The organism is Paenibacillus sp. FSL P2-0173, from assembly GCF_038008045.1.
GTDB classification, from domain to species: Bacteria; Bacillota; Bacilli; order Paenibacillales; family Paenibacillaceae; genus Paenibacillus; species Paenibacillus polymyxa_B.
Genome location: NZ_JBBOYK010000002.1, coordinates 309,017 through 328,670 on the forward strand (window position 1 = coordinate 309,017; position 19,654 = coordinate 328,670).

Annotated in this window: 18 protein-coding genes; 1 reads left to right on the forward strand and 17 read right to left on the reverse strand. The window is 45.4% G+C overall.

Translation table 11 applies throughout. The annotated features are described in order from the left end of the window. Window positions 1–29 precede the first annotated feature (29 nt). The 16 genes from fliJ to MKX30_RS11715 form a co-directional block, all read right to left on the reverse strand. Window positions 30–473, reverse strand: a complete 444-nt coding sequence (gene fliJ, locus MKX30_RS11640; protein ID WP_013309890.1) for a flagellar export protein FliJ — start codon at window positions 471–473, stop codon at window positions 30–32. Window positions 474–483: 10 nt separating this feature from the next. Continuing rightward, on the reverse strand, window positions 484–1,803 hold the full coding sequence (gene fliI / locus MKX30_RS11645) for a flagellar protein export ATPase FliI (RefSeq protein ID WP_013309889.1): 1,320 nt from the start codon (window positions 1,801–1,803) through the stop codon (window positions 484–486). Beyond that, window positions 1,790–2,626: a FliH/SctL family protein gene (locus MKX30_RS11650; RefSeq protein ID WP_025723732.1), complete on the reverse strand. Its 837-nt coding sequence runs from the start codon at window positions 2,624–2,626 to the stop codon at window positions 1,790–1,792. Before MKX30_RS11650 ends, fliI begins: the two co-directional genes overlap by 14 nt. After that, window positions 2,619–3,635: a flagellar motor switch protein FliG gene (gene fliG, locus MKX30_RS11655; protein WP_013370674.1), complete on the reverse strand. Its 1,017-nt coding sequence runs from the start codon at window positions 3,633–3,635 to the stop codon at window positions 2,619–2,621. The genes MKX30_RS11650 and fliG overlap by 8 nt, the downstream gene beginning before the upstream one ends. Before the next feature lie 11 nt (window positions 3,636–3,646). Then, window positions 3,647–5,230, reverse strand: a complete 1,584-nt coding sequence (fliF, locus tag MKX30_RS11660; RefSeq protein ID WP_023988187.1) for a flagellar basal-body MS-ring/collar protein FliF — start codon at window positions 5,228–5,230, stop codon at window positions 3,647–3,649. Window positions 5,231–5,265: 35 nt separating this feature from the next. Next, window positions 5,266–5,580 carry a flagellar hook-basal body complex protein FliE gene (gene fliE / locus MKX30_RS11665; protein ID WP_341062838.1) on the reverse strand — a complete coding sequence of 105 codons (315 nt, stop codon included), beginning with the start codon at window positions 5,578–5,580 and terminating at the stop codon, window positions 5,266–5,268. A 39-nt stretch (window positions 5,581–5,619) separates the two neighbouring features. After that, the gene (gene flgC, locus MKX30_RS11670; RefSeq protein ID WP_013309884.1) at window positions 5,620–6,072 is read right to left on the reverse strand and encodes a flagellar basal body rod protein FlgC; all 453 of its coding nucleotides are present in this window, start codon (window positions 6,070–6,072) and stop codon (window positions 5,620–5,622) included. Between the two features lie 6 nt (window positions 6,073–6,078). Further along, window positions 6,079–6,486, reverse strand: coding sequence for a flagellar basal body rod protein FlgB (gene flgB / locus MKX30_RS11675; protein ID WP_013309883.1), 408 nt, complete (start codon window positions 6,484–6,486; stop codon window positions 6,079–6,081). 408 nt (window positions 6,487–6,894) lie between these two features. After that, complete coding sequence (gene hslU / locus MKX30_RS11680; protein ID WP_075154071.1) at window positions 6,895–8,295, reverse strand: ATP-dependent protease ATPase subunit HslU; 1,401 nt, start codon at window positions 8,293–8,295, stop codon at window positions 6,895–6,897. 36 nt (window positions 8,296–8,331) lie between these two features. Next, window positions 8,332–8,874, reverse strand: coding sequence for an ATP-dependent protease subunit HslV (gene hslV, locus MKX30_RS11685; protein WP_013309881.1), 543 nt, complete (start codon window positions 8,872–8,874; stop codon window positions 8,332–8,334). Window positions 8,875–8,900: 26 nt separating this feature from the next. After that, window positions 8,901–10,241, reverse strand: coding sequence for an FADH(2)-oxidizing methylenetetrahydrofolate--tRNA-(uracil(54)-C(5))-methyltransferase TrmFO (gene trmFO, locus MKX30_RS11690; protein WP_023988185.1), 1,341 nt, complete (start codon window positions 10,239–10,241; stop codon window positions 8,901–8,903). Between the two features lie 27 nt (window positions 10,242–10,268). Next, window positions 10,269–12,371 carry a type I DNA topoisomerase gene (gene topA / locus MKX30_RS11695; RefSeq protein ID WP_341062839.1) on the reverse strand — a complete coding sequence of 701 codons (2,103 nt, stop codon included), beginning with the start codon at window positions 12,369–12,371 and terminating at the stop codon, window positions 10,269–10,271. 286 nt (window positions 12,372–12,657) lie between these two features. Further along, window positions 12,658–13,776 carry a DNA-processing protein DprA gene (gene dprA / locus MKX30_RS11700; protein WP_341062840.1) on the reverse strand — a complete coding sequence of 373 codons (1,119 nt, stop codon included), beginning with the start codon at window positions 13,774–13,776 and terminating at the stop codon, window positions 12,658–12,660. A 227-nt stretch (window positions 13,777–14,003) separates the two neighbouring features. After that, window positions 14,004–14,933, reverse strand: a complete 930-nt coding sequence (sucD, locus tag MKX30_RS11705) for a succinate--CoA ligase subunit alpha (protein WP_028542729.1) — start codon at window positions 14,931–14,933, stop codon at window positions 14,004–14,006. A 49-nt stretch (window positions 14,934–14,982) separates the two neighbouring features. Further along, entirely contained in the window at window positions 14,983–16,143 is a 1,161-nt protein-coding gene (gene sucC, locus MKX30_RS11710; protein ID WP_053325253.1) for an ADP-forming succinate--CoA ligase subunit beta, read from the reverse strand. A gap of 329 nt (window positions 16,144–16,472) precedes the next feature. After that, on the reverse strand, window positions 16,473–16,943 hold the full coding sequence (locus tag MKX30_RS11715) for a MarR family winged helix-turn-helix transcriptional regulator (RefSeq protein WP_023988180.1): 471 nt from the start codon (window positions 16,941–16,943) through the stop codon (window positions 16,473–16,475). 147 nt (window positions 16,944–17,090) lie between these two features. On the opposite strand from MKX30_RS11715, the gene MKX30_RS11720 reads away from it, so the two are divergent. Next, window positions 17,091–17,519 carry an organic hydroperoxide resistance protein gene (locus tag MKX30_RS11720; RefSeq protein ID WP_053325252.1) on the forward strand — a complete coding sequence of 143 codons (429 nt, stop codon included), beginning with the start codon at window positions 17,091–17,093 and terminating at the stop codon, window positions 17,517–17,519. 373 nt (window positions 17,520–17,892) lie between these two features. On the opposite strand, the gene MKX30_RS11725 is transcribed toward MKX30_RS11720, so the two are convergent. Further along, the gene (locus tag MKX30_RS11725; RefSeq protein ID WP_341062841.1) at window positions 17,893–19,512 is read right to left on the reverse strand and encodes a YifB family Mg chelatase-like AAA ATPase; all 1,620 of its coding nucleotides are present in this window, start codon (window positions 19,510–19,512) and stop codon (window positions 17,893–17,895) included. Between the last annotated feature and the right edge of the window lie 142 nt (window positions 19,513–19,654).

Genomic DNA, 19,654 nt, shown 5'->3' on the forward strand with positions numbered 1-19,654 from the left:
GCTGATATGCGTATCCTATGACTTTCCGCTTACCGGGCTTTCATGGCAAATCGCACGGAAGCCATTTCATCCAGCTCGTTCTGCTCGCGCAGGAGCATTTCCTGTTGGAATTTCACGTTGGCCTTCTCTCTTGCTTTCAGCCAAACCTGTTCATCCAGCATTTTATCGGTCAAAACGGTTTGTTTGCTTTGCACATTTTGCTGCGCATATTGAACATCCCTATGCTTGCGTGTAATACATTGGTCCAGATGATTAACATAAGCCTGTAATTCCTGAATGGTAGAGAGTGGCGCGCAATCCTCGGCAGCCTTTTGAATGGCTGATATGACCCGATTCCTTTCGCCTACAAGCTGTGTTAATGTTTGCTCCTCAGCCTGCAATTGTCCGACAGCACTGGAAAGCAACCATTCGGCCTGTGACTTTTCGTTGGTTTTCAAGTCTACAACTTTCTGAAAGGAATACTGAAATCTCATCGTTCAACCTTCATCTCCTCGTAAATTCAGAAATCAAACGCTCCCTTACCTCGTCCAGCTCAGCCTTTTCATCTGTTCTTTGTCTTGTAAAATCCCATATATCCCGTATACGCTCCATGGATTCGTCAATTTCTGCATTTGAACCCTGCTGATAGGCCCCGATATTAATCAGGTCCTCCGAATCTTTGTAAACGGCCATCAAGCGCTTAATGTTCTCGGCAGCGTCTATCTGATCTCGTGGTGCGATATCCTTCATAACCCGGCTAATACTCGCTAACACATCAATTGCGGGAAAATGTCCTTTGTTCGCAATCCCACGATTCAAGACAATGTGTCCATCCAAAATCCCGCGCACCGCATCTGCGATGGGCTCGTTCATATCATCACCATCGACCAGTACCGTATAAAAAGCGGTTATGGAGCCAGTAGGACCTGTCCCTGCACGTTCTAGAAGCTTAGGTAGACTAGCAAACACGGAAGGTGTGTACCCTCTCATTGCTGGCGGCTCCCCTACGGCTAGTCCCACTTCACGTTGGGCCATCGCATACCGGGTAACTGAATCCATCATCAGCATGACATTTAACCCGCGATCCCGAAAATATTCCGCAATCGTCGTTGCAATAAGTGCACCCTTAATACGGATTAACGCAGGCTGGTCGGAAGTTGCCACAATGACCACGGAACGTTCTAGTCCCTCCGGACCTAAATCCCGTTCAATAAAGTCCAGCACCTCGCGTCCACGTTCCCCGATCAAGGCAATTACATTCACATCAGCTTCCGTATTACGAGCAATCATTCCCATCAAGGTACTTTTACCTACACCCGAACCTGCAAAAATACCAACCCGTTGTCCTTTACCGATAGTAAGCAACCCGTCGATAGCGCGCACCCCGATACTGATTGGTTCCTGCACACGCGGACGATTCAGCGGATTGGACGGAATATTGAAGGTTGAATATCTCGCCATTCGAGAGGGAATCAATGAGCCATCCAGAGGCTGACCCAATCCGTCCAGCACTTTGCCTAACAGCTCCGACCCGACCTGCACATTCAACGGTTTCCCTGTTCCTACAACATCACAACCGGGACCAATGGATTGCAGTTCTCCAAGTGGCATCAGAAGCACTTTATTGTCCCTGAAGCCTACGACCTCCGCTTGCAACGGCTTTGCCGTTTTACCCGGATAAATGTAACAAACATCCCCGATACTGGCGTCTGGACCTTCCGATTCAACCATCAAGCCGATAACCTGCGTAACCTTGCCATTTACCCGAACCGGGTCCAGCTGGCGCAAATGATCCATGTAGCGCTGCGCATTAAGCCCCTTCATGTCTTCGCTCCTCATTCTCATGTGCCAGACGCAATAATTCCTTTTTGATCTCAGCTAATTGCGTATCAATCCGCGCATCCACACTTCCAAAGGAAGAACGGATAACACAACCGCGATCTTTCACAGTACCATCAGGAATAATTTGCAGTTCTGCCTGCGAATCGACAGTTAATGACAATTCTTCTCGTGCACCTTGCACAAATGCGAAATGCTGAGGCGACACACACAATGTAATGGTTCCTTTTTCCCGCTTACGAGCCAAATTTTTACGAATTAATTCAATCGTGTATTCAGGCTCAAGGCTAAGCTGTTTCTCAATGACCTTCTCAGCAATAGCACTACTCAGTTCAACCAGGAAAGGCTCAGCTTCCTGAATCAGTTGTTCCTTGATCTCATAGGCCTGACGCAGAATATCCTGTGCTTCTTCCATCATCTGCTCTGATTTCGTCTGGAGCTCGGCCTCAGCCAGCTTCTGACCTTCTTCATATCCTTGCTGAAACCCATCAGCTTTTAACGACTGAGTTAACTGCTCGTCATGCTCGCGTCGTTCCTGCCACCAGGCTTCAATCTGCTGCTGTGCCTCCTGCAGCATCCGTTCCGCTTCTTCAGCTGCCTCGCGAACCTGACGTTCGGCAAAATCCTTAGCATCATTCAGCATTTCATCCCGTAGTCGTTCAGCCTCGTGATCTCGCTGAGGCTCCGGTTCCGTATATTCAGTTGTGATTTCTTCATCCGTCGTTTCTGGCGCATACGTATGTGCCACATCAATTGTTTTCAAAGCCTCTACAGGAACATATTGGAAAGATTTGATCAAGTTAGACAATGATGTCATCTCCTCCGCCGCGTGCGATTATAATCTCACCGGCCTCTTCCAATCTGCGGATTGTCGATACGATACGTGTCTGTGCTTCTTCCACATCACGCAACCGCACCGGTCCCATGTACTCCATTTCCTCTTTGAAGGTTTCTGCCATACGTTTCGACATATTTCGGAAAATCACATCGCGTACTTCTTCACTGGACACTTTAAGCGCCAATTGCAAATCTGCATTGTCGATATCGCGGATAATGCGCTGAATGGAACGGTTGTCCACATTGACGATATCCTCGAACACGAACATTCTTTTCTTGATTTCCTCAGCCAGTTCTGGATCTTGAATTTCAAGCGAGTCTAGAATCGTACGTTCGGTTCCGCGGTCTACGCCATTCAAAATCTGAACAATGGACTCGATACCACCCGCATTTGTATAATCCTGCGTTGCGGTTGCAGATAGCTTTTGCTCTAACACTCGTTCCACCTGGGAAATAACTTCCGGAGATGTACTGTCCATGACAGCGACACGCCGGGCCACATCTGCCTGTTTTTCCTGTGGCAGAGACGACAGAATTGCAGCCGCCTGCTCGAATTGCAAGTACGAAAGCACGAGAGCAATCGTTTGCGGATTCTCATTCTGTATAAAATTCAATATCTGGTTTGGATCAGCCTTGCGGGCAAAATCGAAGGGTCTTACCTGTAACGTCGCTGTTAGACGGTTAATGACCTCAACTGCTTTTTGCGACCCGAGTGCCTTTTCCAATATTTCTTTAGCGTAATTAATACCGCCTTGGGAAATGTACTCCTGAGCCAAACAAATTTGATGAAACTCGGCCATGATGGAGTCCTTCTCAATGGCATCGACCTTCCGCACATTGGCAATTTCCAATGTAAGTTGCTCGATCTCCTCATCACGCAAATGCTTGAATATTTGAGCAGATACCTCTGGTCCCATTGTGATGAGAAGTATAGCCGCCTTCTGTCTTCCCGTTAAACCTTGACTGCTTGCCTTTGCCAATGAACTCACCTCTATTCGTCAGCCAGCCATGTACGAAGCAGATTGACGAATTCGTCGGGTTTCTTTTTCGCCAGACTTTCAAGCTGTTTACGCACTTGACTTTCATTTGTCACACTTTCCATGGTAATAGACGGGAACTCCGTCGGCGTTGGCATGAGTTGCAATTCTTCATCCAACTCTTCTTCCTGATTACGACGACCGCGTACGATGAGGAAGATTACACCCGCCAGCAGTGCCAGAACAGCAGCTCCGATGCCCCATAGCCAAGGGTTGGAAGCTGAGAAGAATGTATTAGTGCTCGCAGGCGCCGGAACAGCTTGTGAGAACACTGAAACCTTCTTAGCCAAATCAGCGTCTGTAATAGTAGTACCAGAATTCGCTAACGACGCTCTTACAATATTAACCAAAATATTTTGAATTGCTGTCTGAGTTGCAGTATCCAACGTTTGCTGACCTGTTGGTGGTTCAACTGCTACATTAATGGTTAAATCTTTTACAGTGTACGGACTTTGGATAATATCCCTTGCAATTCGGTTAACTTCGTAGTTAATCGTACTTGAACTCTTATCTGAGCTGGTATTGCCGGAATTAGCTCCTCCAGGATAGCCTGGAACATCCTGTGTTCCTGTTCCTGCAACTCCTCCGGTTTGTCCACTACTGCCCGTATAGCTTTCCTGAATTTGTTGGGCGCTAATTTCAATACCCTTCATTTTCGTTTGATCAACAGGTGTGACCATTTGTTCCTTTGATGTTACTTTGTCGAAATTTAGCTGGGACATAACCAGCACATTTACCTTGTCGTCTCCAACAATTTTCGACAAAAATTGTTGAACATTATTCCTTACATCGCTCTCAAACTTCTTCTGTAGAGCCATGTTTTCCTGAACACCACTAGTGAGCCCACCTTGGCCGCCCTTGGCCGTTGGAATCAACTCATATTCCTTATTGGTGATCGTAATGTTTTCCACTGGCAGATTCGGTACGGCCGTTTTTACCAGATTAAAATATCCGTCGATCGCTTGCTGATTTGGAGTAAAGCCAGGCTCGAATTCCATTTGAATCGAAGCGGAGGCTTTGTCCTTTTCTTCAAGTCCGGCAAAAATGTTTTCCTTTGGCATATTAATGACAGCTTTGGAGCTTTGGACACCATCCATCCGTTCCAATAGTTGCTGTATTTCGCCGTTCAATGCATTATTGTACTTCACATTGAACTCGTTCTCCGTCATACCAATGGCAGAGGAGGACTGGTCAAAAGCACTCATGCCGATTGAACCCTTCTGAATCAGGCCTTGAGACCCAACATCTACCTTCGCCTTATCCGCATTAGCGGTTGGAACTGAGATTTGTGTCCCACCAGCATTAAGTTGATACGGTATACCCGCAGAATCGAGATATTTAATGACTCCGGCTGCATCGTTAGCATTTAAATCTCGGAAAGCCACTTCATACTCGGTTTTAGTAAACTGCATCGTTAGCACTACAACGGCGATAATGATGAATGCTAATGTCGAAACAAGTAATATCTTCTGTTTTTTGCTGAAATTATTCCAATACCCGGAAATCTTATCCCGATATTGGGCGATTCTCTCGTTCACTCCGTCACCCCATCCGAAACTTTGCTAAACCCTCTTTACATCTGTGTACGCATGATCTCCTGATAGGCTTCGATCGCTTTGTTTCGGACCTGTGTAGTAAGCTGCAGGGAAAGCAGCGCTTGTTGGGAAGTGATCATGACCTGATCTACATCAACTTTGCCTGCCATGAATTGGTCGGACATCTGGTGCGTAGCGGCTTCCTGCTGCCCTACTTCATTGAGAGCATCCTTTAGGAAGGAACCAAAATCCTTCAAGGATTCGGAAGGCGTCGTTTTCGTCAACTCATTGTTAGGCGATTGAATCTGCTGTATTACCGGTGTCTGTACATTAAACATGGCGTTCTGAATCATGTTTTACTCTCCCTATTAAGTAGTTAGTAGTCCTAGAACTTAGCGACCGATTTCAAGCGCTTTGGAAACCATAGCCTTTGATGCATTCAGAGCTGTTACATTGGCTTCGTATGAGCGTGTTGCGGAAATCATGTCGACCATTTCTTTCATAATGTCTACATTAGGCATATATACATAGCCATCTTTATCAGCGTCCGGGTGACCCGGATTGTACACAGGCTTCAAAGGTGACTGATCTTCCTGAATTTGCGAAACCTTAACGCCAGCAGCGCTTGTGCTACTTCCTTCCATTTGAGCCTTTAAAACATCGGCAAAGCCAGATTGGTTCGGCTCCAAAACAACCGTTTTTCTCCGATATGGAACTGCTTGTCCATTCTCTACTTTCGCCCGAGTTGTCTCTGCGTTGGCAATGTTGCTAGATATAACGTCCATCCGCAACCGTTGGGCCGTAAGAGCAGATGCACTAATATCAAAGCCGTTGTTAATCTTCACCTAGTCCTATCTCCCTTCTACCGCTGTTCTCATCATTTTGATGCGCTCATTAATTTCTTGGATGTAGGTATTATATCTTAGTTGATTTTCAGCCATAAGACTCATTTCTCTGTCGATATCTACGTTGTTCATATTGTTATTCATGACTGAGTACCCATCTTTGGTGACCGTGGCATCTGGAATGGAGTTCACAGGTCCTATTTGAAAATGTCTTGAATTGGTTACTTTTCCACGTAGTGGTGTGACATCACCGTCCATTTGCTGCTGAAGCAGTTCTTCAAATGAAACCTCCGAACGCTTAAAATACGGGGTATCCGCATTGGATATATTGTCCGCCATCACACGTTGTCTCGTATTTGCCGCCTGTACACCTGCCTGAAGCTTTTGAAAGCTCATATCACCCAGCAGATTCATTTAGCTCCTCCCTCCCAGCGTCTACTCCAAAGTAAGATTCAATAAAACAAGATTTTTCACTTTTTTTCGACAATAAAATTTCATAATTATACATTTCTTTTAGGTCTTAAGTAGAAAATAATAACTTTCTGTCATATATTCTAAGTTTCGTAGAGTTGGGACCTAATTACAATAAGAAAAAAGCCCTATCTTTTTTAAAAAAGAGGGCTTTAGATGCATAAAATGTTAAATTTTTCAGGTTTATTTCAAGAAAATGAATGTTTTCTTAGCACTTTACACCTGTAAAAGATTATACGTCCTACTTTTGGAATAGACAGAAAAATCATCAACTTGACCATTATCTAGGTCTAAACGACGGTGCAAGATAGTGTTATTCTGGACCACACACCCTATTTTTAGAAACCCTATTCATAAAATATACTGACTAAGGTCCCTGTTTTGGGCAATATCTCCCAGCTTCTCACGTACATATTCCGGGGTAATGATCATACGATCCAATGTAAGCTCTGGTGCTTCAAACGACAGATCCTCCAACAGCTTTTCTAGAATGGTATGCAAACGACGTGCGCCAATATTTTCGGTGTTGCGATTTACAGACTCAGCAATGCTGGCAATCTCACGGATCGCTTCCTCAGAAAATTCGACTTCAATCTCCTCAGTACGGAGTAAATCAGTGTATTGCTTGGTCAGCGCATTTTTAGGCTCCGTCAATATCGACACAAACTCATCCAAGGTCAGGCTACTTAATTCCACACGGATTGGGAAACGGCCCTGAAGCTCAGGGATCAGGTCAGATGGTTTTGCAACATGAAAAGCACCTGCAGCAATAAACAGAATGTAATCTGTTCTTACCGGACCGTATTTGGTCATGATGGTAGATCCCTCGACAATAGGTAAAATATCGCGCTGGACGCCTTCTCTTGACACATCGGGGCCACTACCCTTACCCTGGCTGGCAATCTTATCTATTTCATCAATAAAAATAATACCGGATTGCTCAGCACGCTTCACAGACTCCTGAATCACATCATCCATATCGATCAATTTGGCGGCTTCATCTTGAATCAACACCTTGCGAGCTTCCTTGACTGGTAGCTTGCGCTTCTTCGTCCGCTTGGGCAGAAAACTTCCGAACATCTCCTGCATATTCATACCCATTTGTTCATTCCCTTGCCCAGCAAACATATCGAGCATATTGGGTGCAGTATCCTCCACATCAATCTCTATGACATCATCCTCAAGCTTACCGGATAACAGATCGAATTTAACCTTACGGCGCTTTTCCGCCAAAGATCCATCCTGTTGTGGTGGTTCTTCTTCTACCGAAGTTCCCGTGTTATTGCCAAACAGCATTTCAAAGGGATTACGTTGCGATTTGTTTGACTTTTCTGCAGGTACAAGGATGCTGACAATCCGTTCATTTGCCATGTCCTCCGCTTTGTCCTTCACATTCTCTGTTCGTTCCGTCTTAACGATGCGAATGGAGGTTTCCATCAGATCACGCACCATGGATTCCACATCACGACCGACGTAACCCACTTCTGTAAATTTGGTCGCCTCTACCTTGACAAAAGGAGCCCCCACGAGCCGTGCAAGTCTACGTGCAATTTCAGTTTTACCCACACCTGTCGGTCCGATCATCAAAATATTTTTAGGCACAATTTCATCCCGGATATCATCCGGCAGCTTACTACGCCGATAACGGTTACGCAAGGCAACAGCAACAGATTTTTTAGCTTCCTTTTGTCCGACAATATACTTATCCAGCTCGGATACCACTTGTCTGGGCGTCAACGATTGATTATTCATTTTGCACTCCTCCACCCTTGAATACTCAGAGCCGATTTACAGTTCTTCCACGATAATCTGATTGTTCGTATACACACATATTTCCGAAGCAACCTCTAGCGCCTCCCGTGCCATGTCCTTTGCTTCCATGCCAGAACCATGACGTTTGAAAGCACGGGCAGCCGCCAATGCAAAATTACCACCTGAGCCAATCGCAAGCACATCATCATCCGGCTCTATAATTTCGCCGCCTCCAGAAATGAGCAGCATTCCGGATGAGTCCATCACAATCATGAGCGCTTCCAGCTTGCGCAGGATACGATCCTGACGCCAGTCCTTGGCCAGTTCCACGGCTGCTCTTTGAAGATTTCCGTGGTGTTCCTCCAGCTTATTTTCGAACTTTTCAAATAACGTGATAGCATCTGCCACCGAACCCGCAAATCCCGCAACGACCTGACCACGATACAATCTGCGCACTTTTTTTGCCGTCTGCTTCATTACAACACTGTTGCCGAACGTTACCTGTCCATCACCCGCAATAGCTCCTTTGCCATTGTGGCGTACAGCGCAGATGGTGGTAGCATGAAAGGACATATCCATAACGCGCTCCTCCTTTTCCTTCATCCTTATGCCTGTACTTCAGCTGACATAACTCCCGTTTCGTTGATATAACCATGCAAACTTTCCAGCGCGCGATTAGCGAGAGCTTCATTTTTTTCCTTTTTGTTACGAATCCGTTTCTCCAACTTTGGAAGCAAACCAAAATTTGCATTCATCGGTTGAAAATGCTTAAAATCAGCGGTCGTAATATACCGCGCCATGCTGCCTAATGTCGTTTCTGCAGGAAATACAAACATTTCCTGTCCACGCGCTGCTCGTGCCGCATTCATCCCGGCCAGCAGACCAGAAGCCGCCGACTCCACATATCCCTCTACACCGGTCATTTGTCCGGCGAAGAATAGATTACTTCTTCCCTTGAACTGATAGGTTGGATGAAGTTGCTGCGGAGAATTAATAAAGGTATTGCGATGCATCACACCGTAACGTACAAACTCTGCCTCTTCAAGACCCGGAATCATTGAAAATACACGCTTTTGCTCCCCCCATTTGAGGTGAGTCTGGAAACCAACCAGATTATACAGCGTTCCTGCGGCGTTATCCTGCCGAAGCTGAACAACTGCGTGGGGCAGTTCACCTGTATGTGGATTTACGAGACCCACAGGTTTCATCGGTCCGAACAATGCCGTTTGTTTCCCACGTTGCATCATCACTTCGATGGGCATACAGCCTTCGAAATAAATTTCTTTCTCGAATTCCTTGACTTGCGCTACCTCAGCCGTAATCAGAGCCTCATAAAAAGCATCAAATTCCGCTTCGTTCATCGGACAATTCAAGTACGCTGCTTCTCCCTTATCATAACGGGAAGCCAGATAAACCTTGCTCATGTCGATAGAGTCCTTTTCTACAATCGGGGCTGCCGCATCGTAAAAATAAAAATACTCCTCTCCCATCAGCGATTTAATCTGTTCCGACAAAGCTGGAGAAGTTAAAGGCCCCGTCGCAATGACCACAATACCGTCCTGTGGGATTTCCTGAAGCTCTTCATTAACAACCTCGATCAAAGGGTGTTGATGAAGCGTATCAGTAATATGACCGGAAAATCCGTCACGATCCACTGCCAATGCACCGCCAGCCGGAACAGCATGACGATCTGCTGCACTCAGAATCAAGGAGTTCAGTATTCTCATCTCTTCCTTCAGTACGCCTACTGCATTCGTTAGGCCGTTTGCCCGCAAGGAATTACTGCATACCAGTTCGGCAAATTTATCTGTATGATGTGCTGGTGTTTTTACAACCGGCCTCATTTCATATAACTTAACTGGCACTCCACGGCTTGCAATTTGCCAGGCAGCTTCGCTGCCCGCCAAACCTGCTCCGATGACCGTTACCTTTTGTAGTTCACTCACGTTTAAATCCCCCTGCTATTGTTGTTCTTAAGAAGTCTCTACGCTCTCATCGCTCTCTTCCAGCATTTCGCTGTGATCGCAGACAGTACAGTTGAGCTTCGTTCCTTGTTTTGTACGTTTTTCGACCATTAGGCTACTGCAACTTGGGCAAGGCTTAATGGACGGTTTATCCCAGGAAACAAAATCACATTCCGGGTAGCGGTCACATCCATAGAAGACACGTCCCTTTTTACTCCGTCGTTCGACGACATGACCCTCACCGCATGTAGGACAATTAATCCCGATATCCTTAACAATTGGCTTTGTGTTACGGCAATCTGGAAAAGCAGAACAGGCCAGGAATTTACCAAATCGGCCAAGCTTATACACCATTTGGCTGCCACACTTATCACAAATGACATCGGATACTTCATCTTTTATTTCAATTTCTTTCATTTCTTCTTCAGCCACTTCAAGTCGCTTCTCGAATGACTCGTAAAAGTCACTCAACACCTTGACCCAATTACCTTCGCCTTCTTCGACGTGGTCAAGATCACCTTCCATATTAGCTGTAAACTCCACATTCAGAATCTCTGGGAAGAACTCCTCCATCTGTTCGATGACCAATTCGCCCAGCTCTGTAGGGAAAAACTTCTTCTCTTCAATAGCAACGTACCCACGTTTCTGAATGGTTTCCAGCGTTGGTGCATACGTACTTGGACGTCCTATACCCAGTTCTTCCAGCGTCTTCACCAGTCGCGCTTCCGTATAACGGGGAGGCGGTTGTGTAAAATGCTGCTTCGGCTCAACCGCTTCTTTTTTTAATTTATCGCATGGATGAAGTGGTGGCAGCAGTTTATCTTCTTCGGTTTTACCGTCGTCATTTCCCTCTACATACACTTTCATGAAACCTGGAAAACGAACCTTAGAACCTGCTGCCCGGAATATCGTCTCACCCGCTTCAATATCTACGGACAAAGTATCCATAATAGCAGAAGCCATCTGGCTGGCCATGAAACGTTCCCATACCAATTTGTACAAACGGAACTGATCCCGACTCATAAACGGCTTAACTGTTTCCGGATCGCGTAACGCAGAGGTTGGACGAATCGCTTCATGCGCATCCTGGGCGTTGGCCGCTTTTTTTGAATATTGACGAGGAGTTTCAGGTACAAAAGCTTCGCCATATTTTTGAATAATTAATTCTTTCGCTTCCTCTTGAGCTGAAGCGGCGATCCGTGTGGAATCCGTACGCATATACGTAATCAGACCCACGGTCCCTTCTTTACCTAAATCCACACCCTCATATAGCTGCTGAGCTACAGACATCGTTTTAGATGCACGGAAGTTGAGCTTCCGAGCCGCCTCCTGCTGCAAGGAACTTGTTGTGAATGGAGGAGAAGGATTGCGTAAACGCTCTTTCTCTTTAACATCGCGTACCTTGTAGGACGATTTTCCGATAGCTTCTAACACTTCTTGTACATCCGCTTCGCTAGAGAGTTCTTTCTTTTCACCGCGTAGCTTATGAAATTTCGCTTCAAAGGTACTGTCTTTAATAGCTAGTTTAGCTGTAATCGTCCAGTATTCTTCCGGTACAAACTCACTGATCTCGTTTTCCCGGTCCAAAATAATTTTCACCGCAACCGACTGCACACGCCCAGCGGATAGGCCCTTTTTTACCTTTTTCCAGAGCAACGGGCTGATTTTGTAGCCAACAAGTCGATCCAGTATCCGTCGTGCCTGCTGAGCATTGACCAAATCCATATTGATTTTACGGGGTGTTTTAAAAGCATCTTTGACAGCCTGCTTCGTAATTTCATTAAATACAACACGGCAATCTGCTGTATCGTCCAGTTCCAGCGCATGCGCCAGATGCCAGGCAATAGCTTCACCTTCGCGATCCGGGTCAGCCGCCAGATATACTTTTTTTACTTTTTTTCGGGCATCCTTTAATTCTTTTAGAATTGAGCCTTTACCTCGAATGGTAATGTATTTGGGATTAAAATCATTTTCGACCTCTACGCCGATCTGACTCTTCGGTAAATCCCTGATATGACCCATGGAAGCCTTGACGATATATTTGCTGCCTAAGTATTTGCCGATCGTCTTCGCCTTGGAAGGCGATTCCACGATGACGAGTGAATCCGCCATAGGCTCTTCCTCCTCTCAATTACACACATGAATATGATAGACTTCCTGAAATGTGGTGAGTTATGACGCGATAGAGAGCTTCACAGATTGGTCATTCTTCCGGATCGCTGAGATTCTTCAGAAAAATTCCATCTGCTCCGCTGCTGCGAGTCATAATGTCAACACATTTCAGGAAGTGGGGAAGGAGTAGGAATCCGCGACGCGGATGAATGCCATACTGCCCTCCACCTGATGTTTAAAATTGAATTTGTGCATTTACTAACTAAGGACTTTGCAAAAACAACTACTAAATAAGCTTGTATTTTGTGCCCGCTAGCTGGGCGATCCTTTTTTTTATGATTAACGATAACAGAACTGCGTGTAAAAGTCCAAAATCCCATGCCGTAGCATCAAGCAGTTCATCCAGTGTCATGGTTCCCTGTTCAAGCAACAGTATGACACGGTTTTCCTCAGAAGTCTCACTTTCTGGCACTTTGGAGACCTCCTTCAGATTAAGACTCTGCTCTCTATTGTATGAAGAAACCTCCCTTGTACGCAAATCTGCTTCATACTCCTCAATAATATCCGAAGCTTCAGTGACCGTTTTTGCCCCTTGCTTAATCAAGCTCAGCGTACCTCTACTCTTCGGTGACGTAATGGGTCCGGGAACAGCAAACACATCTCGATTTGCCTCCAGTGCAGCATCAGCGGTAATCAAGGAGCCGCTTCTTGCATCTGCTTCGACAACAAGCGTTCCCTTCGTTAGACCGGCTATAATCCGATTACGTTGTGGAAACATTCCTGGATGCGACCTTATGCCTGGAGGATACTCTGATAAGATCAAGCCATTGCTAGCCATCTCTGCAAATAAAGACGCATTTTGGGGAGGATAAATTTGATCAATCGCTGTTCCCAGTACACCAATCGTGTTTCCTCCCCGACGCAGGGCTGTTTCGTGACAAATACTGTCAATCCCTCTCGCCAATCCGCTAACGATTGTAATCCCTGCATTACATAATCCCTCTGTTAGTATCTCCGCTGCTCTACGTCCATAAGCGGTGGGAACGCGGGTTCCTACCATGGCTATTGAACATGTATGCAAAAGTGATTTATCCCCTTTTGTATACATTACCCAAGGTGGGTCAACTGTTTCCTTCATTAATAGGGGATAATCCTCGTCCACATAAGTTACCGTTCCAATATCACCGGATTGAACTCGCTGATATCGTTCATGCACCCATTCTTCATCATAACACTGAGCCGCAATGCGTGCCTGAGCAGGGCTTAACCCTATCTCGATCCACTTCTGTTCGCTAAAATGCAGTAGCTCATGCAATTGATAGTCACTCGACCAAATACGCTGAATTGTTTTTCTTCCGATTCCCTCTAACTCATGTAAGCCTAACAAAAGCCATCTTTCTTCCAAACTATGGTTCCCCCATTCACGGAAGAGTGAACCCTCCCTTATTTTGTGGCACAATGAATCATTTTGCAAGCGTTTCCCTGACAAGCCTGTCTTAACGCAAAAAAAGCAACCTTTTCATCCCCTGTTTCAGAAGATAAAAAGGTTGCTTACCTTTCTTTCATTATACACTAGCCTGCGGCAAATTTCGATGCAGTTTTATGGCCTGTATATTAATGAAGAAACACGATTTAATGTGTCGTACACAAATTCAAAATACCACGTGCTTCCAGCACACTTACCAGTGTCGAGCCCATTTCGGAAGGAGTCGGTGCCACCTTGATCCCACAGGCTTCAAGCGTGGCAATTTTCTCTTTGGCCGTTCCTTTTCCACCAGAAATAATGGCACCTGCATGCCCCATCCGTTTGCCTGGAGGCGCAGTCACACCGCCGATAAAACCAACCACTGGCTTCGTCATATTGTCCCTGATCCACTCGGCAGCCTCTTCCTCGGCTGTACCACCAATTTCTCCGATCATAATGACAGCATGAGTGTTGGGGTCCTCATTGAAGCGTTGCAAAATATCAATGAATTCTGAACCTTTAACGGGGTCACCGCCAATACCAACCGCAGAAGATTGTCCTATACCTCGGGTCGTTAACTGATGCACTGCTTCATAGGTCAAAGTACCACTACGTGACACAACGCCTACATGACCTGGTAGATGAATGTAACCTGGCATAATACCGATTTTACATTCTCCTGGCGTAATAACGCCCGGGCAGTTAGGGCCAATCAGAACGGTCTTTTTACCTTCCATAAAACGTTTGACCCTGATCATATCAAGCACCGGAATGCCCTCCGTGATACAAATCACGAGATCTAATTCCGCATCTACAGCCTCCAAAATGGAATCTGCGGCAAAAGCTGGTGGCACGTAAATCACGCTCGCTGTTGCGCTAGTAGCTTCCTTGGCTTCGCTCACTGTATTAAACACCGGCAATTTGACCTGTTGTCCGTTCTCCAGTGTAATTTCTACCTCGGTGCCTCCCTTACCTGGAGAGGTGCCACCTACCATTTGTGTACCGTAATCAAGTGCACCCTTGGCATGAAACAACGCCGTTTTTCCCGTAATCCCCTGTGTAATCACCTTTGTATGCTTATCGACCAAAATACTCACGATCTTCACATCCCCTATCGTTTATTCGGCATATCGGAATGCAAACAGGCTATTGAACAAGTTCGACGATTTTTTGGGCGCCATCCGCCATGGAATCGGCTGCCACGATATTCAAACCGGATTCCGCTAAAATCTGTTTGCCGAGCTCAACATTCGTACCTTCAAGACGGACAACAAGCGGACGAGTCAGCCCCAACTGTTTGGCAGCCTCCACGACGCCGTTCGCAATGATGTCACACTGCATAATTCCGCCGAAAATGTTCACGAAAATACCTTCTACCTTCGGATCGGACAAAATGATTTTGAACGCTTCGGTTACCTTTTCCGTCGTCGCACCGCCCCCTACGTCTAGGAAGTTGGCCGGATCGCCACCGTAATATTTAATAATATCCATGGTTGCCATCGCCAAACCCGCACCATTGACCATACAGCCAATATTTCCGTCCAGAGCGATATAGCTTAGATCGTATTTAGATGCCTCAATTTCCTTCTCATCCTCTTCATCCAAATCACGCAATTCCAAAATATCCTTATGACGGAACAACGCATTAGAATCAAAATTCAGTTTGGCATCCAACGCCAGTACATTCCCATCACCCGTAACGACTAAGGGATTGATTTCTGCAATCGAACAATCCTTGTCCACAAAAGCTTCGTATAGCGCCAGCATAAACTTGACCGCTTTGTTTACCAGTTCATTAGGAATATTAATGTCATATGCCAACTTACGCGCCTGATACACCTGAAGCCCAATCGCTGGATCAACAACCGCTTTAAAAATTTTCTCCGGAGTGGCTGCAGCCACCTCTTCGATTTCCGTACCGCCTTCTTCTGAGGCCATCATTACGATACGTCCAGTCGCACGATCTACGACAACGCCGACGTAATATTCTTTACGAATATCGCAGCCTTCCTCAACCAAAAGGCGTTTGACCTCTTTACCTTCAGGTCCGGTCTGATGCGTCACCAACACCTTACCCAAAATTTCAGAAGCAAAAGTGCGCACCTCATCCAAACCTTTGGCAACTTTCACGCCACCCGCTTTACCGCGTCCACCAGCATGAATTTGTGCTTTTACCACCGTAACAGCGCTTCCAAGCGATTCTGCCGCAGCAACGGCTTCCTCCACCGTATAGGCAACCTTACCGTTCGGTACAGCCACTCCGTACTGCTTTAATACTTCTTTACCCTGATATTCATGGATATTCATTCTGGAATCCTCCTATCAACATGACTGCAACAAGGGCGGTTCACAAGGAAATCTATACTAAACCTACATCATTGTAACATGTTTTTAAAACGCTTTCCTTATAATTTAACCTCATGAATTACAGTATTTTGATATCATTATCATTCCCAAAATCGAATGCTTGGATATTATTGGATATTACGATTAATACAAATTCACACAAATAAAAGCACCTCTACAACATGGGATTACCTAATCCGCATTAAGAGGCACTTTATTTCTTCAAGCATTATTACTTTCAGCTGAGAACAACTCATGCCATAAGATTCGCAAGAGCAACTGAAAATATCTTATGATTTTTCAATTTGTACATTCGCTTGATGAACACGATCAAGCAGATCATTGAACTGGAGCAGAAGCGACCCAAATTGATCATGAGTCATACTTGTTTTTTCCTGGATGCAACCTGGTACAGATAGAGCTTTTTCCCGCAATGCGCTTCCCTCTGTCGTCAAAGAAATCAGCACCTTACGCTCATCCTGAGTGGAACGCTTTCGATCGATCAGCCCGGCGTTCTGCAATCTCTTCAATAGCGGAGTTAGTGTGCCGGAGTCCAAATATAGTGCCTCACCCAATTCCTTCACTGTACACTCTTCACGCTCCCAGAGCACGATAAGTACCAAATATTGCGAGTACGTCACACCGAGCTTTTCCAGATAAGGCTGGTATAGCTTCGTTATCTCTCTGGAGCATGCATATATGGCAAAGCATAACTGATTATCAAGTTTTAACGCTGTACCTTCATTGGGATTGTTTTCCATGCTGTCTGATCACCTACTTTCGTCATTATTTTAGCACATTATATAATAAAATACATGCTAATTGCACAAAATACTTTACAAAAAATAATTATTTTGATAAATTAAATTGTGTAAAATATAAATTGAGCGAGAGGCAGTGATTGGATTATGATGACCATTCAACAAAAAATGTATGAAACAACAGTAAAAGCGGTTGGTGGACGTAACGGTTATATCGAGTCTTCCTCCCCTGAACTTCGTTTAAATATTGATACCCCAAAAGAAATGGGCGGCGCAGGCGGTGCAGGTACGAATCCAGAGCAATTGTTCGCAGCAGGCTATTCCGCTTGCTTTGATAGTGCTTTAAATATGGTTGCTCGCATGCAACGTGTTAAGCATGAAGGTACTGAAGTAACAGCTACGGTCCATTTCGGCAAAGTGGAAGACGGCGGCTTCGGAATTGGAGTAAACCTCGATGTATTGGTAAAAGGCGTCGATCATGAAACTGCATTAAAACTGGTGGAAGGCGCACACGAACAATGTCCATACTCCCGCGCTACCCGCGGTAATATTGAAGTGAAACTGAACGTCTTGTAACTCAGATTTTCTTTAGCATATGTAGGGGGATATCTCCATCTCTCTTCATGGATTCAATAGTTTCGTTAGAATGAATTTCACAACAAGCCCCTCAACCGTTTTTTGTCGAGGGGCTTATTATCCTTTCAGCTATCCCTTCGTTAAAGACTGTTTATTTTTTTCCATCAAGTAACATGGGAGATGATGCATAATCGTATATACGAAATTGATATACTCATAGTATAATCACTATTGTCATAATCTTTTTTTCTTCTCCAGATCTTTATTGTCTGGAGCTTTTTTTGTCCTTTTTTCCATTTTCTATTGTACATACCCTTTGGAAAAACTCTTTCATAAAAATGATCGTGTTATAACTACTAGTTTTATTGCCTTTTTAACTTTCGGGAAAACTGGCATTTGCTCTATCCATATGGCGGTATTGAATAGCTTCAGCCACATGTGAAGTCAAAATTTTCTCTGAGTCCTGTAAGTCTGCAATGGTACGCGAAAGCTTGAGAATTCGATCATACGCACGCATGCTTAAACCGAGTGCGTCCATTGTCTGATCAAGCAAGTCCGCTGCATTTTTTTCTAATACGGCATATTTACGAAGCATCTGACCGGACAGCTCACTATTCCATGAAAAGGGAAGGTTGCTATATCTGTGGATTTGTATCGCTTGAGCAGCCAGCACCTGCCTTCGCATTTCAGCGGATGACAATGATTCTTTTTCCTCCCGCCAATCCTTCGGCTGCGATACTTCAAGCTGAAGATCAATCCGATCCAGCAGTGGACCGGAAATACGTGAACGGTAGCGAGCTACTGCTGCAGGTGAACAGGTACAGCGCTGATGTTCCGTATCATTTCCGAAAAAGCCACAGTGACACGGATTTAAAGAGGCAGCAAGTAAAAAATGCGCCGGATACTTAAAAACAGCACGTGAACGACTGATCGTAACATTGTGGTCTTCCAATGGTTGGCGCAGCACTTCTAGTACATGACGGCTAAACTCAGGCAACTCATCCAGAAATAAGATCCCCCGGTGTGCAAGACTGATTTCTCCTGGTTTGGGTATACCTCCCCCACCCACCAAACCAGCAGCAGAGATCGTATGATGAGGTGAACGGAAGGGACGAATATTCATCAGATGAGGCGATGACTCCTTCCACTTCCCGGCAGCGCTGTATACTTTGGTGACTTCAAGCGCCTCCTTTTCAGTCAAAGGCGGGAGGATAGATGGCAACCTGCGGATGAGCATTGTTTTCCCAGCCCCTGGCGGTCCCATAAGCAAAATATTATGCATCCCGGCTGCAGCGATGACTAACGCACGCTTGGCGTGCAGCTGACCCAGCACATCGCTGTAATCCTCCATGTTGCTAGTTATCTCTTCTTTCTCACACAACGGTATTTGCTCTGCCTGAGGTAAATGGTCATAGGAACAGATCATGACTTGTTTACTGGCAGTACAACTCTGAGTTGTCGCTTGCCTATCAACAGTCCCTTGTGCACGATCTTCAATCGCGATAAGATCTGCTAGATGACGTATAGCGTAAATACGTATACCCGTAATCAGACGAGCCTCGCTTGCGTTTTCCTGGGGAAGCAGTACAGAGTTGAATCCTTCTCGCTTGGCCAGATCAACCATAGACAGCACCCCATTTACAGGTCGAATACTGCCATCCAGCGCCAGCTCGCCAATAAACAGCGTCCGTTCTCCCACGGGTAAAACGACCTGTTCACTGGTTGTCAGCAACCCTAAAGCGATAGCAAGGTCAAAAGCTGAACCTTCCTTACGCAAATCAGCAGGAGCTAAATTAATCGTGACACGCTGGGACGGATATTTAAAGCCACAGTTTTTAATTGCTGCTCTGACACGCTCCACTGCCTCTCGAATCGCCGAATCGGGCAATCCTATAATCGCTGTCTGAGGCAAGCCATTGGACAAATCAGTCTCAACTTCAATCAGAACGCCATCTATTCCATACAGACAAGCTCCGTGTAATTTTCCATACATATCAAAAAGCACCTCTCCTCATATTGGAATGCTCCCTCTCGGGAATCATTGCATATTATGAAAAAAGGTGCTTCCAAATTTTCATTCTTTGCAAATGTAATGTTCGAAATTTTAGCTTCGAACTATGCTTTCAAAATTCTTG